Genomic DNA, 16,208 nt, shown 5'->3' with positions numbered 1-16,208 from the left:
GTTATTCGTATGGCTTTAATCCATGATTTTGGAGAAATCTATGCTGGTGATTTTACTCCACATGACGAAATTGAAGTAAATCAAAAATATCAACTCGAAAGACAGTCTATTTTGCAAGTACTAAGTAAACTTAATGGCGGCTCAGAATGGATTGCTCTATGGGAAGAATACGAACAGGGAGAGACTATTGAAGCGCAATTTGTTCGCCAACTTGACCAACTAGAAATGATTTTACAAGCAAGCGTCTACGAACACCAAGAATTAGCTAATCTATCAGAGTTTTTTGCATCTGCTAATCAGAAATTTACGGCACCACAACTAAAAGCTATATTTGAAACTTTAGAAGATTTAAGAGATAACTGGAATTCGAGATAAGTTCAACTTAATACTTTCGTGGTTTTTTATAATTAGGAGGAGAGAAATAGCCGAGCATTTTGCGGTGCAGAAAGCGATAGCGCCTACTAAGACGCAATAGCAAGCGCCTCTTGACACAGTAATAGTATGAAATTTCACGTAAAACGTAATAGATAAATTGTACGTTTGTTACCAAATAACGTTTCCACAATCTCCGCGGTTCTTGGAGTAGTCGAAAGAGCCATTCCAAGCCTAATTTTTGCATCCAGACAGGCGCTCGCCGCTTTTTACCTGCAATCACATCGAAACTGCCGCCAACTCCAATAGCCAAATTGACTCCCAAAGCTGACCAATATTCTGCCAAAAAAAACTCCTGCTTGGGTACTCCCATTCCAACTAAAAGAATTTGAGTACCGCTTTGACGAATTGCATGTATGCGTTCAGGTACTTCAGCAGGAGAGAAATAACCATCATTGAAACCGCATATTTCAAGTCGAGGATACTTTAGTTGAAGGTTTGCTGCTGCCAGTTGGATCGCATCTTTGCTAGCTCCCAGCAGGTAGAGCCGGAATTTTTTGCTTTCGGATAGTTTTGCGATAGAGTCGATGAGGTCAATTCCTGTGATTCGCTCTGGTAAAGGACGGGAAAATAATCGTGATACCCACACCAAAGGTTGACCATCAGCCACAACTAACGCTGCCTGATTAACGAACTGCTGTAATCGAGGCTCTGAAGCCATCATAATCAAGATAGCGGTATTGATTGTACAAACGTAACCTTTAGTACCTAATTGTATAGACTGAGTTACGTAATCTAAAACCTCTTCAGTTGTTACAGGATCAAACCAGCCGTTGAGAATTTGCACTCTATTCACTGTTGTAACCCTATTTACATTAGCTATAACAGGAGCAAGTAAACAGTTATGTTAGTGACGAAATGCTATTTACGGTTCTAGGTTAGAGAGCATTAGCAAACCGTCTATAAAAAACTTTGTAGCCCAGCTTGGATAAGATAATCGAGTATATTTACCCCAAATGGGGTGTGACCCCTTGATTGCACCACGGATGTTTATGTCAGAAGTACTGATGTCTTGGTAAGACATTACATATCGCAAGCTTTTGGTAGCGGCATGATAGAACTGCTGCTCCCCCGTTATTTGGAAAATCTTGAGCCATATAATAGCCATTTGGCAGTTGCCTGTTAGACAACAGTAGTTTCCATGCGCTCTACCTTCAGTATCAATCTGACCCGGAATGAACCCGTCATCTCGTAAGTGTTCAATTACTGCCTCTGCTCCTTTAATGGCAGCATCAATATACTTCTGTTCCCTAAGTAGAATGCCCGACTCTAAAAGACCTCGAATAGTATAGGCGATCGTGTGAGTAAAGGGTATATCTTCCCGTCTAAAAGCACATTGCTCAAACCATCCATTTCGCTGCTGACTTAATGCCCAGTCTAGGTTAGCCAGTGCAACTTTCTCCCCTTCAAGACTTGGGCTAAAAGCATTAAACCTGAGAAGAGACCATGCCACACGCGTATTGTATACGTGTGGAATGCCAAAGTGTGTGTTACGAGTCCAACGGTGCTCTGAATCAGCAACCTTAATTAGCCAATCTCTAGCCTTTTGAGCTGCCTGTAGAAAATGTAAATCTTGCGACTCTTCAAATGCTCTAACTAACCCCAACAGTACCTGACCTGTGTCAAAAACTATCCCTTCAGTACCGTAGCGTGGATCGGAAATTGAACCATCAGCGTTCTGCACTTGGCAAAGCCATTTAGAGATTGCTACTGCTCGGTTGTATGAATCATCATCTTTTAACTGTCTAGCCAAGTCAAAGAATGTTACAGCAATATAACCAGATATCTCGCGGTAGGAAGCTCGCCATCCACCTTTGAGTGAATATCCCCAACTCATCCCATGATTTGGATTAACAGTATGAGCTAGCTTGAGCCAATTAACAGCTGCCTCCAAATGCTCTTGAAGACTGTGAACAACTTGATCTGTAACAAACAAGTCGTTAAAAATACTCTTTGCAAAACATTTAAGTAAGTTAACTTGCTTGATGTATACAATTCCACGAGAACTTTCTAAAGTATGACCAGGATTAAATGTTTTTACTCCCATTTAACTGCCTGCTTATTTATGGAGTAACATTTTATTTACTGTGTAAGGTTTTTGTTTTAATTACAACTAAAGCCTTACTGTAAAGGGTATGATAATTTTTGCAAGAGTTGATAAATACTACCTACTGACTACAATTCATTTTTGTACTAGTTATATCCAATAGAGTGCGAAAAATGTCTAACTGGCTATCCACTAATTACGACATATGGTAGTTGACAAATTACAACATATATAAAAACTGTAAAAGCATAGGCAATTAGAAGCAACAGGTAGCCTGGTTTCTAGTTGGGTACAGTTATTTGCTGCTACCTTGCTATCTATCATATACTTTTTTCAATTATCATCACAAACCTATCTAAAATTTACTCAGACCGGAAAAGTCGTAAAAGAAAATCAAGATTAGAATTGGAATCATATTCAACAATTGGTTCTCCAAATTTAAATAAACGCATTGTTTGATTGCCAACTAATTTAATTGTTGAGCCTTCAACTTTTAACATAGTTCCTTCTTTTAAACCAACAACATAAACATCAGGATTGACAACTAAAAATTCTCTAATTCTAGCTTCCCTTGTTTCTCCATTGTGATGGGGAATCACTTCATCCGTATAGTGAGGATTTATCTGAAAAGGAACTAGATTTAATCCGCTAAAACTTATCGGCTCAATGATTGGCATATCGTTGGTAGTTTTGATTGTCGGACAAGCGATATTTGAGCCTGCACTCCAGCCAATATAAGGTATTTTGTTATTTATGATTTCTTTGATTATGTCAATTATTGCGGTTTTATGTAGCCAATAAGCTAGGTGAAAGGTATTGCCACCACCAATAACTATGGCTTCTGCTTGTTTGATTACTTGATGATAATTATCAGTTCGATGAATAGCTTCAATCTCATAACCTATATCTTTAAAGACTTTTCCTACTTTTTCGGTATATGCATCAAAAGTTAACGTTACACCTGCAAAGGGTATAAACAAGACTTTTTTGACAGATGCTCCTAAAAAGTTCTGAATTTCCTGACGAGCATATAAGAGATAATCTTCACCAACGTTGGTTGAATTACTTAGTAATAATAATCTTTTGTGCATAAGTCTTTCTAACTGAACACTATTACTTCTCTATTTGTAACTGCGCTCTTACCACTTGCAACTCTATCGGGAGACACGGAGATTGAGCTTCTCAGTTTTCCTTGTGTCTTCTCCTCTTCCTACCTATCACAAAACTGCAACCTGAGCATTTTTTGTAAATAAATAATAATCCTCATTATTTCCTCATTTTTTCTACATATGCTGGACATAAAAGCTTGAAATCATTCCCCAATCATTACAAACCTTCAAAAGTGTTATTTGTGTAATTTATTTGGGAAATATAGCTTTAATCCCAAATGAAGATAGAACAAACATTAAATTGCTGCAATCAAACAATATTTGAAAAATGCATTTATTTTTACAAAAAATTTCCAAGAAAACATTGCTTGGTTTAGCTGTGATGCTTGCTTTGTTAGCTCTCGGCTGTACTGTTCAATCTAACAAGGCTATGAGTGAGCAAGAAAATTTAGATAGCAAATACAATAAACAAAACCTCAGAATAGGAGTGTTACCAACTCAAAGTCAGGCAGAACAACAACGGATGATTAAACCGTTGGATGAATACCTAGAAAAAGCACTCGGACAACAGGTGGATTTCCAAATTGCTAAGGATTATAAACAAGTAGTTGATTGGTTAGTAGAAGAGAAAATAGATATGGCTTATGTAGGAGCCGTGTCTTACTTTGAAGCATTGGAGCGGGGTGCAGAAGTTGAACCGTTAGTTGCTCCCATTGATAAATATACAGGGCGACCTTGGTATAGAGCCGCAATTATCGTCAACAAAAATAGCACAATCAAGACGCTACAAGACTTGAAGGGTAAGCGAGTTGCATTTGTCAGTAAATCGTCTACATCTGGCTATCTGATGCCACTGGCAGCCTTGACAAAGCTAGGGATTAAACCTGAGCGTGACTTTACCCAAGTCATCTTTCCTGGAACTCACGCCAAAACCGAAGCAATGCTCGAAGATGGGCTTGTTGATGCAGTTGCCACTAACATTCCTTCTTACATCAAACGGCAGACAATTGGCAGACTGACTCCTGAAAACTCTAGAATCCTTTGGGAATCCGCTCCTGTTCCCCATTCACCAATGCTGGTTTCCAAAAAACTATCCCCTATAGTGATTAAAGAGTTAAAACGAGCATTCCTTAACACTCCCGCAGGCATGGAAGATATCGTCGGCACTCAAGCAGCCGGTTACACCTTGGTTGTGGCATCAGATTATGCACCGATTGAGCAACTGCGGGTACAACTTAATCTCAATTCTCAGGGGGCAAAATGAATATTTCTACTAAATTTATAGGCACTTCTGCTTTTGTGGTTGGGTTAATCGCTGTTGTCTTAGGTGGGAGTACAATCTGGCGTAACCAAATGGAAGAGTCTGCCCACATGAAGTTAGAGCAAGCCAGCCGTACTATTGAATTAGCTTGGAAGGTACAGGCGGTTGTAGGACATGAAGTCCACGCACTTAAAGACTATGTATTGGTTAAAACTCAGCATTCAGATATACAAAAGTATCAAACAAATGTTTTGAAAGAGCTTGAGGAGTTGGAAAAACTAATGCCCCAATCTCCTGAGCTAGAGAATATTCGTCGCCGTCATGAATTTCTTGTTCGCTTGGGAACACAACTGACAAATTTGGCAACTGTCACGTCTGAGACATCTATGGCAGATTCTCAACAAGACTTTCGGGCAATTAATGCTTTTGACAGAGATATTGACTTTTTTTTAGATGAGTTGATCGAAGATTCCCATCAGCAAAAGCACCTGGTTGAGCAAGAATTACATCAACTTCAGCAAGTTTCGCATTTATTATCCTATGGAATTGTACTTATCATCCTGGTTATTTCTGCTAGTAAGTTCTTCTTCATCTTGCGTCCAGTGATTCAATCCTTGCACAAATTACAGGTAGGAGCTACAGCAATTGGCACTGGTGATTTGAAATACCGTCTGAACATTCAAAGTGGTGATGAAATTGAGCAAGTCTCTAATGAATTTAATCGTATGGCAGACAAACTTGCTGAATCTTACAGTATTTTGGTTGAGCGCAGTCAGGAATTGAGTAAAGTCAACGACAGCTTAGAGAGTGAAATTACTGAACGCAAAGAAGCGGAAGCAGAACTCCAGAAAATCTTACACGAACTCCAGCAAACTCAAGCTCAACTAATTCAAACCGAGAAAATGTCTAGCCTTGGTCAACTTGTAGCAGGAGTGGCGCATGAAATTAACAATCCCGTTAACTTTATTCACGGTAATATTGGTCATGTAAATGAATATACTAAAGGCTTGCTGGAACTATTATGCCTTTACCAACAAGAGTACCCGAACCCCAAACAGAAAATTCAAGAAAAGGCTGAGGATATTGAGTTAGATTTTCTTATTGACGATATGCCCAAGATACTGAGTTCCATGAAAATGGGAACTCAACGAATTAAGGATATTGTCCTGTCTTTACGTAACTTCTCCCGCTTGGATGAAGCAGAGATGAAAGCAGTTGATATTCACGAAGGTATTGACAGTACCCTGCTGATTTTACAAAATCGTCTCAAAGCTAGACCAGATCATTCAGCGATTGAAATTATTAAGGATTATGGCAACTTACCTCTAGTAGAGTGCTATCCGGGGCAATTGAATCAGGTGTTTATGAACATTATTAGTAATGCTATTGATGCCTTGGATAGCTACAACCAGAAGCACTCCCACCTAGAGATTAGCAATAACTCTAGCAAAATTACAATTCGTACCGAGCTTGTGAATAATAGCAGAGTGGTGGTGCTAATTGCCGATAATGGTTCGGGTATGACTCAAGAAGTGAAGCGCAAGCTGTTCGATCCATTTTTTACTACTAAACCTGTAGGTCAAGGAACAGGATTAGGTTTATCGATTAGCTACAAAATTATTGTAGAAAAACACGCAGGCGTGCTGCGGTGTGAGTCTGAATTGGGGGAAGGAACCGAGTTTTGGATAGAAATTCCGTTGTGTCAAAAAAAGCATCAAGAGTCGCTACATAACACCATCTCTCTCTAAAATTGTTACAGTGGCAGGTTAGGGAGATGGCAGAGATTAATAAACCGCTGAACTTATTTGAGTATGAAAAGCGAGCCGCTGATTGTCTATCTCAGATAGCTTGGGATTACTACTCTAGTGGTGCTTGGGATGAAATCACTTTGCGGGATAACCGAACTGCTTTTACCAAAATTAAACTACGCCCGCGTGTAATGGTGGATGTGAGCGATCGCCTTTTGGCAACCACAGTGTTGAATCAACCCCTACAAATGCCACTGTTGATTGCGCCGATGGCATTTCAATGTCTTGCCCATCGAGAGGGAGAACTAGCAACAGCAACTGCTGCATCAAAGGCAGGTGTGGGCATGGTGTTGAGTACGCTGTCTACTCAGAGTATGGAAGATGTGGCTGATGCCTATCATCCGCACAACCCAACTGCACCCTTGTGGTTTCAGCTATATATCCATCGCGATCGCGGATTAACTCGTGCGTTGGTAGAGCGTGCTTATGCCGCAGGTTACAATGGACTGTGCGTAACTGTAGATGCACCTGTGCTTGGACGTCGGGAACGAGATACGCGCAACCAATTTACTCTACCACCAGGTTTACAACTCGGTAACCTGACTAACTTATCGGGACTTAGTATTCCTATTCAGCAGGGAGAATCTGGGCTATTTACTTATTTTGCCCAGCAGCTAGATGCGGCGGTAACTTGGCAAGATTTGGAATGGTTGCAATCTTTGTGCCCCCTGCCATTAGCAATTAAAGGGATTTTACGGGGTGATGATGCTGCTCGTGCTGTTGAGTGTGGTGTCAAGGCAATAATAGTTTCTAATCACGGTGGACGTCAATTAGATGGAGCGATCGCTTCATTAGACGCCTTGGCTGAAGTGATAGCAGCTGTAGATGGGCGTGCTGAGGTGCTTTTAGACGGTGGTATTCGTAGAGGTACTGATATTCTCAAAGCGATCGCGTTAGGGGCTAAAGCTGTATTAATAGGTCGTCCAGTGTTGTGGGGATTAGCCTTAGCTGGAGAGGCGGGTGTAGCTGATGTGATTGAAATTTTACGCGATGAGCTAGACGTGGCAATGGCATTAAGCGGTTGTGCGAAATTAGCAGACATTGATACTAGTTTATTGAGATTGAGCATCAAAAGTTAATAGTCAAAAGGCTATTAGCTATTAGTTATTAGCCGCTAAATATTTTTGTTTATGAACCATGTAGATATTACTAGATAAATAGATGTTATTAATACCCTTACGCCTGCGCACAAGCTCTTGTTCCATCTAGCTTCTAATTATGTTTATATTCTCTTGCTGTAAGAGACAATGCATCAACATTATTACATTATTAATATTGATGCTCAGTTTTCGTAATTTTGAAGATAATTGTATTTAGTAGCTGAGTGACATGAGAGTTATTGTAGTCTTCTCTGGTTGGTTCACTTACTGATTTCCCTTAACATTTACCCATGACTGTTCTCTCCGAGTCTAGCCCTTGGAGAGTTTTTTTTATGCTCTCAACAAGCCAAAATAAACAAAACATAGAACCCCGAATTTTAGAGAAGTCGGGGAGCTTCCAGAATAAAAATTTAAATGAAAAAACTTAGCAAATTTAAATTGAATACAATACAAGCAACAGAAAATTTTTACTATGAAATATAAACAATTGGCAGTTTATAATTTATTTTCATATTAAATTTAATGTATTACAGCCAATTAAGAATTATCTACTCATATTCATGCTTAATTGCAATTGTTGTAGGGTGGGCACTGCCCATAACGTAAAAATAAGGGCTTGAGGAAAGTTAAGCAGTGCTCACCTTACGGAGAGCGGTGCAAGATCTCAGCATACAAACTCTGTAGATTCGCATCTAGCAACAGTCTCAACAGCCACCAGGCAAAGCCTTCAACCAAATCCTCGTTACCAGGTTGAACCTGGTAACGAGAACTAGAGCCAACCTGGTAACGAGAACTAGAGCCTCTGGCTCTCTTAATCTGCTTAAAATTTTGGAGGCAGAATTACCTTGTCAACTACGTGAATAACACCATTTTTAGCCGGAATATCCGCCTGAGTGACTCTGGCACTGTTTACAGTGAGTGCATTCTTAGCACTGTCTACTTTAACTTTGACAGGAGAACCCTCAACTGTTTTTACGTCTCCAGATGTAAACTGACTGGATGTGACTTGCCCCGGTACAACATGGTAAGCAAGAAGCCTGACTAACTTTTGCTTATTTTCTGGTCTGAGGAGGTTTTCTACAGTACCTTGTGGTAGAGCATCAAAAGCAGCATCAGTAGGTGCAAATACAGTATAAGGGCCTTTTGCAGACAATTGTTTGGTTAAGCCTGCTGCTGCGACTGCTTTTGTTAAAGTCTTGAAAGATCCTTGGCTGGCTGGTGACTGAGCGAGTTCTGCAAAAGTTTGGTTTGCAGTTGTGCCAGCCGGAATTTCCATTGCGGGTGCAGTTTTAGCTGGAGAAGGTTGAACAATGGGTGAGCTAGTTTCTATTGGTGTTTGTGCAATCGAAGGAGTAGTTGTATTATCCACCGTTGGTTGACTACAAGCAGATAAAGCAAAAAGGCTACCTACACCAACAATACTCAACAAAATTTTTCGGAAATTACCTTTGCTTGCTTTCATAATTCTCTCAAAATCAAGCTAAATAAGTAGCCCTGAATGAACTGGGTACAGAATAAGCAAGGAAGCACCAGGAGGATGGGCAACAGAGGGGAGGCTATTAACTCACATTTACTCACCTTGTTTTTTATCATATCCTTCTGCCTACCTGCTTCTACCCGCTACGCGCCCACAGACTCCTGCCCCTTGCTTTTTTTGTAATTAATTCTGTCTAAGTACTTACGTCTTGCTTTACAAAAACTAATAATATCAGGAAAAATTTCCTCAATCTGACGACATAGTTTTCCAAACCTTATCAAGTATTGGTAGCTGGCTTCTCTCTTTTTGGTGGAACTACTTCAAAATTAAAAGTAGCAACGTGGCGATCGCCAATGTAGACTTCGATAGTATGTTTACCCAATGGATCGCCAGGAGCGATCGTCCAAGAATTTTTTATCACTCCATCTTTAGCAGAATCTTTGCGTTTTGTTTGTGCTGCGGTGCCGTCTGCTGATAATGAAAAGTTTTCGGTGTTGGTTGTACCCCAGGTTTCGGGAGGTTCTGGTAGTTGTAGTACTTCTCGCCACGTTACTTCGCCTTTATAGTCTTTAAGGTGAAGACGCCAACCATATTTAACTCCTTCTAGCAGTGGCACTTTTTTTGTTGGGATCAATGTAACTTTTCCACCCTTTTCTTGCCTGAGAACTCCAAACTCGGCTTTGGTAACAGTAATGTGTTTTGCAGTGGTAGCAGGAGAAGATTTTGTGGTGTTGCTCGCCCATGTCTCAGGAATGTTGACTGTTACACCAGCGATCGCTGGAGATATCAACCAGGAAAAAGCTAGGAAAAAGCTAGAAACCCAAATTCTCGATTGCATAGTTTTTCTAATATTAAAGTGATATTTATTGATGCATGATAAAAATCCTTTTTCAGATACACTACTAACAGTTTTGCTGTATCAAAAAAAATTCTTATAAAACCGCTGATTATAATTGTATTTTTCTAGAAATCTTCCGGTTTTTCAGGTTAGTAATATGAATAAATTAAACTTCCTAAAATGGGATGGGTAGTATCCACTCATAAACTCCATCGTTATCAGTAAGATTAGTGATTGGGTACTAGGGGCTAGCCCCTAGCCCATAAGACAGTTCTTCTTCTGACACAAAACTTTATAGCTCCATCAAAACAAATATTACAGTTCATATAATGGAACGGCATAATTTTTTATGAGAAAGCGATGGAAAGCTACTTAATTAGCACTAAAGATTTATCAAAAGAAGATATGGAGGATATGTACTTGCTCATCAGCACTCACTTTCAGGGTGTGAAGCGAAATATTTTTGATGGAGATTTAGCAAATAAAAACTGGGTTATTCTCTTCAAAGATGAAAAATTAGAAAAATTGCAAGGTTTTTCTACGCTTTTAATTTACAAAACTAAATTTGAGGGTGAAAGTCTCAATGTTGTTTACTCCGGGGATACTATTATAGACCCTAGTGCTTGGTCAAGCTCGATACTGTCTCGTGCTTGGATTGCCTCAGTCAATAAGCTTCGTCATGAATACTGTCAAGGAAAACTTTATTGGCTGCTAATTTCCAGTGGCTATCGTACCTATCGTTTTTTGCCAATTTTTTGGCAGGAATTTTACCCACGATACGATACACCAACACCAGAATATATTTCGCGCTTGCTAGAATTTTTGGCGTGCGATCGCTTCGGTAGGTACTACGATCAACAAGCTGGAGTAGTTCGCTTTCCCCATCCTCAAATTCTGCGTGAGTCACTGCAAGGCATTCCCCCCGAAAGACTGCAAGATCCCCACATCCAGTTCTTTGAGATGCGTAACCCCAATCATCTTCAAGGAGACGAGTTGGTTTGCCTAACAGAAATTAGTGAAGAGAACCTTACCCGTGCTGGCAGGCGGATGTGGTTTGCAGATGATTCGGCAACACAAATATGTAAAGATAAACCAAGATTAGCTTCTACAGTTCCCTAATCATTATTTAATAGAACAGTTTTTTGAGATTGGGAATTATATAATCAGCCGATTCTGCTCTAGTTAAATTATTAAGATGAATGTTAACTCGCAGTCTGTTAACTCGAATCGCCATACCAAAAATTTTAATAATCCAGAGCGTTTTATCGAGGGGTGGTACTGGGCTATTCCTTCCCATAAGCTGCGTGTGAATCAGGTAAAATCTCTGACTTTATTAGGTAGAGAACTAGCTATTTACCGTGGCAAAGATGGCAAAGCAGTTACTTTTGATGCCTACTGTCCGCACATGGGCGCTCACCTTGCTGAAGGTAAAGTCGAGGATAATGCACTCCGTTGCTTTTTCCACAACTGGAAGTTTGATGCTGATGGCAGTTGTGTTGATGTTCCTTGTTTGGGAGAAACACTTCCCATCAAGCTAAAAACTTGGCCTACTGCCGAAAAGTATGGAATGATTTGGATTTGGACTGGCAAAACTCCACAACAACCCCTACCCTTTGTTCCAGAATTGGCAGACGCAGAATGCGATGCCGCCTTTGGTGCGCGTTTTGTTAAAAACTGTCACCCCAACGTCGTGATGATTAACGCAATTGATGCCCATCACTTCAATACAGTTCATAACTTCCCAGTAGATATAGTTTTTGAAAGACAAGAGGTAAATGAAAACGCCATTATTTTTAGCAACACCACACGCGGAGGTGATAATTCTTTATTCTTAAAATTAATCCGCCCCTTCTACAAAAATGCTGTTACCTATAGTATGTGCTATTGGTATGGCAGCACTGGTACGGTAACTGTAGGCCCCGATTTTTTGCATTTCCACATCATGTTTGCTCTGCGCCTTTTAGAAGGGGGAAAAACTGAAGGTCAAACTATACTAATTACTCAAAAACGTCCAGGTATTCACGGTTGGTTATTGAATAGAATATTACTTTGGCTAACTAATTTAGTAGGCAACTACTTCGCCAAAGGTGACACCAGAATTTTCCAAACCATCAAGTTTGACTTAAAAACCCCGATTAAGGCAGACTTATCCATCCTTCAGTTTATCCAACACGTTGAGAAACAGAAAGCCCTTGCTTGGGGAAACTGGCAGCTAGTGATGGCGAGATGGGGTGACGGGGAGACTTGGAGAGAGGGAAAAGTAAGGGAGATGAATGATTGAGTAGGGAACGGGGAACAGGGAGAGCAATTGTACAGACGTGATTAATCGCGTCTCTAATCAATGACCAATGACTAATGACCAATGACCAATCATAAAATTGCCGGATTTGATTTACCTCATGCACATACACAAGACAAGTTGCGTCGCGTGCTATTTTCAGCACTCGAAAGTAGGTTAGGGAAAACAGACGCGGAGAATCTATCAAAAACATTCTCCATGTCCCCACCTCCCCACCTCCCCTTGTCCTCTTACTGGGATGCTAAACATTTTGGTTTAGATAAAGTCAGTATTTTTAAAGAAGCCTGTATAGAAGAACAAGCAGAGATTTTGCATCTCTGTAGTTATGGATTGTTGGCGGAAGCCTACTTTATCGAACAAGCGGGCGTAGGTTACATGGCAAAAATGGTAACGCTGGCAGAAACTACTGAGGAGCGGATGCTGTACGCTCTTTTCAGTAGTGATGAAGTTACACATCTGGCGCAGATTAGTGAATTTATAGATACTTCAGAACTTGTAGGAACGGATGATCCATTCTTGCGCTTGCTTGGTGATTTAGTTGAAAGCTCTGACAAATCAGTGCTGTTGTTTATACTGCAAGTTGTACTAGAAGGATGGGGTTTAAGCCATTACCGCAGTCTCGCCAAAGATTGTCACAGTTCAGATTTAAGCGCGGTGTTGTGTGGATTTCTGCAAGACGAGAGTCGCCATCACAGTACGGGCGTGACTTTGTTTGATCGGGTAGCTGTGACTAAATCCAGCCAACAAACGATGATTGAAACGCTAGCATTATTTTTACAGATGGTGCAAGTGGGGCCTCAAAGTGTGGTAGCAGCAATTGAAAAAGTAAAAGGTTATCTCTCCTTAGCACAGAAAGTCAAGATTTTTGAAGAACTAGAAACAGAAATTCACAGTGGTACTCGTTTGCAACTTTTGCGATCGCTTATGCGTTCCCCAAATACAGAAGTTATAGTCGAAGAACTATCTTGCCGGGGAGCATTTCAGCCTTTCCCAGCAAACAAATGTGTATTTTAGTTGAAAGCAGAGGGCAGGAGGCAGATGGCAGAAGGTGCAAAAAATGAATTCAAACAAAACACACTGTTTAGAAAATCAAAATATCTATAAAAAACTCCAAATTAATCACACTCGCAACAAACAGCAAGATCATACTAAATTACTAGACGAGGCTGCTGCAAGTTTCTGTTATGAAAGTTGCAAGGATGAATATTGGAATCCGGAGGAATTTTCCTTACTTTATGGCACTCCTTTATGGGAACAAGCTAGTCCAACTCAAAGAATTATCCTAAACCAGCTTTACTGGGTAGCTTATTATTCACAGATTATCTCTGCTGAAATTGCCACGATCTACTTTAATCAAACTAGCGCTGCCGGGCTTTATGCCCAAGAAGATTTCCGCTTGGTATGCGATACACTCGATTTAGAATCTTCTCAAGAACGTGCCCACATCAACGCTTTTCGGATAGTCGCCAATCAAGTAGAAATAGCTTTGTTTGGTAAGCGTGTCTTCAGCTACACAATGCGCGGCCCATTTACTGAGACAATGGTGTTTGCTGATACTAATATTTGGAAGCGTCGCTGGAAAAAACTGCAATTGCAAGCCTTCGGACTTTTATCCTCAGATAATACCTTCTTAGCTTGCCAATACTTCACCGTGCGTGGAGTGCGCACACTCAACGGTAAATTAGTACAGCACAAACTCAGTAACTACTATCAAAAGCATCCCAACCAGGAAACTGCTCCGATTCCTGCCAAGATTTCCTACTATCATTTCATGGATGAAAGCTTTCATTTCAATAGTTCGACGATTATCTCCCATGATGTGATTCACTGTCTGAAACCACCGACGTCATTTGAGAAACTAGTAGCAAACTTGGGTATACGTGGTTGTCAACAAGACCATTATCATTTTTCTGTGGCTATTAATGGGATTTTTTGGTATGACCCTGCATTGTACTCAGCAGTCTATCAGATTTTGCGATCGCCTGTTTTTAATATGAGTGATGCTGAAGCCAAAGACATGATGCGCCAGTGCTTTACCCAAGAAACAGAAGGGCTGCACCGTAGCTACAAAACCCACACTGAAGCGATGGAATCTTATAAAGTCTACCTTGAGAAGCTTGACTATCTTTGGGAAAATAACCGACAAATGTCAATCATGGCAGCCAATTCTATTCCCAAATATCTGGGAATTCAAAAGCAGGCTTTTGCTAATTTTTTACGTTCTTAACCCTAAACCTGAAGAATAAGCCGGGGGCATAATGAACACAAAAACAAAAATCGCTTTTAGCTGTTATTTTGTAGCTATTCTTTGTATTGCTTGTATTGCCCTAACTTACCTATTTACACCTCATTTATTACCTTATCAAGAACAAGCAGTTGGTGTAAATTGGTCAGAAATTGAACATGGTTTTCAAATGCAGTTTTTATCTTTGATGAAGGTATCGGGAGGAGGATATTTATCTGTTGCTGCTGCCTTGGCAGTATTATTATTTATCCCCTTTAAAAAGGGAGAAAATTGGGCACGTTGGGCTATTCCAGCAATTGGCATACCTGCAATTACATTAGTGAATTATGCAGGTTTAATTATAATTTGGAATACACCAGGACGACCACCAGTTTTTTTAGGGCTGATAATTGACGTTTTTTTCATTACAGGTTTAATCCTGTCGGCTGGCATGAATACAGTAACAGCAGTTAAACTTTCTGAAAAAGTTGAAACACAATTGTAAATGTTTGTAGGGGCTAGGGCAAAATGAACCAGTTTCAAAATCAAAATACACAACCCCTATCAAAGATGAAAATCTTCAACAATTGGGATGTTGTTGCTAAAGGCTGGTACATTGCTTGTCCTAGTCGAGAATTGCCAACAGGTAAGGCAAAATCTGTAGATATTTATGAACAGAGAATTGTCATTTTTCGTGGAGAAGACAGCAAAGTTAGAGCATTAGATGCCTATTGTCCGCATTTAGGAACTGATTTGGGAATTGGACGAGTTGAGGGTAATCTAATTCGCTGCTTTTTCCATCATTGGGCATTTGATGGTGAAGGAAAATGCCAGCATATTCCTTGTCAATCAGATATTCCCGAAAAAGCTAAACTACAAGCTTATGCCACTGAGGAAAAATATGATTTTATTTGGGTGTATCCAGATGTAAATCCTCCTCATGGTGTTGCTGAATTTGATGAACTGAAAGGTAAATCTCTTTTGACAATTCATGACAAAGCCTTTGAAAGGAATTGTCATCACCATATTTGCATGATGAATGGTATCGATGCTCAACATCTGCAAACCGTACATAAATTAAATATAAAAATGGAATTATTTTTACAACAAAATGAATTGAATCAAATTATTGATTTTACCCTCAGAGGACAATTTTCTAATACTACGCCTAGAGAAAGACTGGGACAAAAAATTCTTGGAAATAATTACGAATACACAATGAGATATGCCGATGGCTGTATTGGACTTTTAACTATCATGAAAAATGTGCGGTTAGTTCCGCCATTACACATGATTTACGCCTACACTCCTATTAAAGATGGTAGAACTCGAATTCAACCTATTTATGTAACTGAAAAAAGAACAGGAATTTGGGGTTGGTTTGTCAGTAGAATACTACTATTACTTACTAAGCTAGCTTATTATTTTTTGCGAGATGAAGATGGCATGATTTATGACAACATTCGTTATAATCCTAATGCGATTATTAGTATTGACAAACCATTGATTAAATATATGAATTATGTAAATAGTTTAGAAACATCTATCTGGTCAAAAAAATTTGATACTTAGAAATACGAAATTAATTAAAAATTCACTTTGAGTCGCATCAA

The 16,208-nt window shown here is 39.8% G+C and carries 15 protein-coding genes; 10 read left to right on the top strand and 5 right to left on the bottom strand.

The genetic code is table 11. The features are described 5' to 3' along the window. A partial coding sequence (locus UYC_RS35835; protein WP_016877921.1) for an HD domain-containing protein occupies positions 1–375 on the top strand: 375 nt, incomplete at its 5' end. A gap of 7 nt (positions 376–382) precedes the next feature. On the opposite strand, the gene UYC_RS0130370 is transcribed toward UYC_RS35835, so the two are convergent. The 3 genes from UYC_RS0130370 to pepE form a co-directional block, all read right to left on the bottom strand. Then, the gene (locus tag UYC_RS0130370; protein ID WP_235083070.1) at positions 383–1,228 is read right to left on the bottom strand and encodes a WecB/TagA/CpsF family glycosyltransferase; all 846 of its coding nucleotides are present in this window, start codon (positions 1,226–1,228) and stop codon (positions 383–385) included. Between the two features lie 69 nt (positions 1,229–1,297). After that, positions 1,298–2,479, bottom strand: a complete 1,182-nt coding sequence (locus tag UYC_RS0130365; RefSeq protein ID WP_016877919.1) for a prenyltransferase/squalene oxidase repeat-containing protein — start codon at positions 2,477–2,479, stop codon at positions 1,298–1,300. Positions 2,480–2,841: 362 nt separating this feature from the next. Then, positions 2,842–3,570 (bottom strand): dipeptidase PepE, encoded by a 729-nt coding sequence (pepE, locus tag UYC_RS0130360; RefSeq protein WP_016877918.1) that lies wholly within the window; start codon positions 3,568–3,570, stop codon positions 2,842–2,844. Between the two features lie 346 nt (positions 3,571–3,916). On the opposite strand from pepE, the gene phnD reads away from it, so the two are divergent. Genes phnD through UYC_RS0130345 form a run of 3 tightly spaced genes read left to right on the top strand, consistent with a single transcriptional unit; the run spans position 3,917 to position 7,736 of the window. Then, positions 3,917–4,852: a phosphate/phosphite/phosphonate ABC transporter substrate-binding protein gene (phnD, locus tag UYC_RS0130355; RefSeq protein WP_016877917.1), complete on the top strand. Its 936-nt coding sequence runs from the start codon at positions 3,917–3,919 to the stop codon at positions 4,850–4,852. Beyond that, entirely contained in the window at positions 4,849–6,597 is a 1,749-nt protein-coding gene (locus UYC_RS0130350) for a sensor histidine kinase (protein WP_016877916.1), read from the top strand. The genes phnD and UYC_RS0130350 overlap by 4 nt, the downstream gene beginning before the upstream one ends. A 26-nt stretch (positions 6,598–6,623) precedes the next feature. Then, positions 6,624–7,736, top strand: a complete 1,113-nt coding sequence (locus tag UYC_RS0130345) for an alpha-hydroxy acid oxidase (protein WP_016877915.1) — start codon at positions 6,624–6,626, stop codon at positions 7,734–7,736. Between the two features lie 841 nt (positions 7,737–8,577). Here the strand turns inward: UYC_RS0130345 and UYC_RS0130340 are convergent. Both UYC_RS0130340 and UYC_RS0130335 read right to left on the bottom strand, forming a co-directional pair. Continuing rightward, complete coding sequence (locus UYC_RS0130340; RefSeq protein WP_016877914.1) at positions 8,578–9,219, bottom strand: fasciclin domain-containing protein; 642 nt, start codon at positions 9,217–9,219, stop codon at positions 8,578–8,580. 292 nt (positions 9,220–9,511) lie between these two features. Then, the gene (locus UYC_RS0130335) at positions 9,512–10,072 is read right to left on the bottom strand and encodes a hypothetical protein (protein WP_016877913.1); all 561 of its coding nucleotides are present in this window, start codon (positions 10,070–10,072) and stop codon (positions 9,512–9,514) included. A 360-nt stretch (positions 10,073–10,432) separates the two neighbouring features. Between UYC_RS0130335 and UYC_RS0130330 the strand changes: the two genes are divergently transcribed. From UYC_RS0130330 to UYC_RS0130305, 6 genes are all read left to right on the top strand, one after another. Next, entirely contained in the window at positions 10,433–11,191 is a 759-nt protein-coding gene (locus tag UYC_RS0130330) for a hypothetical protein (protein ID WP_016877912.1), read from the top strand. Between the two features lie 76 nt (positions 11,192–11,267). Then, a complete protein-coding gene (locus UYC_RS0130325) occupies positions 11,268–12,353 on the top strand; it encodes an aromatic ring-hydroxylating dioxygenase subunit alpha (RefSeq protein WP_016877911.1) in 1,086 nt (361 codons plus the stop codon). 81 nt (positions 12,354–12,434) lie between these two features. Beyond that, a complete protein-coding gene (locus UYC_RS0130320) occupies positions 12,435–13,385 on the top strand; it encodes a ferritin-like domain-containing protein (protein WP_016877910.1) in 951 nt (316 codons plus the stop codon). A gap of 43 nt (positions 13,386–13,428) precedes the next feature. Next, positions 13,429–14,598 carry a hypothetical protein gene (locus UYC_RS0130315; protein ID WP_016877909.1) on the top strand — a complete coding sequence of 390 codons (1,170 nt, stop codon included), beginning with the start codon at positions 13,429–13,431 and terminating at the stop codon, positions 14,596–14,598. A 31-nt stretch (positions 14,599–14,629) separates the two neighbouring features. Next, positions 14,630–15,100 (top strand): hypothetical protein, encoded by a 471-nt coding sequence (locus UYC_RS0130310; RefSeq protein ID WP_016877908.1) that lies wholly within the window; start codon positions 14,630–14,632, stop codon positions 15,098–15,100. A gap of 23 nt (positions 15,101–15,123) precedes the next feature. Then, positions 15,124–16,167 (top strand): aromatic ring-hydroxylating oxygenase subunit alpha, encoded by a 1,044-nt coding sequence (locus UYC_RS0130305; RefSeq protein WP_016877907.1) that lies wholly within the window; start codon positions 15,124–15,126, stop codon positions 16,165–16,167. Positions 16,168–16,208: the final 41 nt, after the last annotated feature.

This window comes from Chlorogloeopsis fritschii PCC 6912 (assembly GCF_000317285.1).
Taxonomy (GTDB): domain Bacteria; phylum Cyanobacteriota; class Cyanobacteriia; order Cyanobacteriales; family Nostocaceae; genus Chlorogloeopsis; species Chlorogloeopsis fritschii.
The sequence above is the reverse complement of the archived record's forward strand: the minus strand, read 5'-3'. Positions and strand labels throughout refer to the sequence as shown.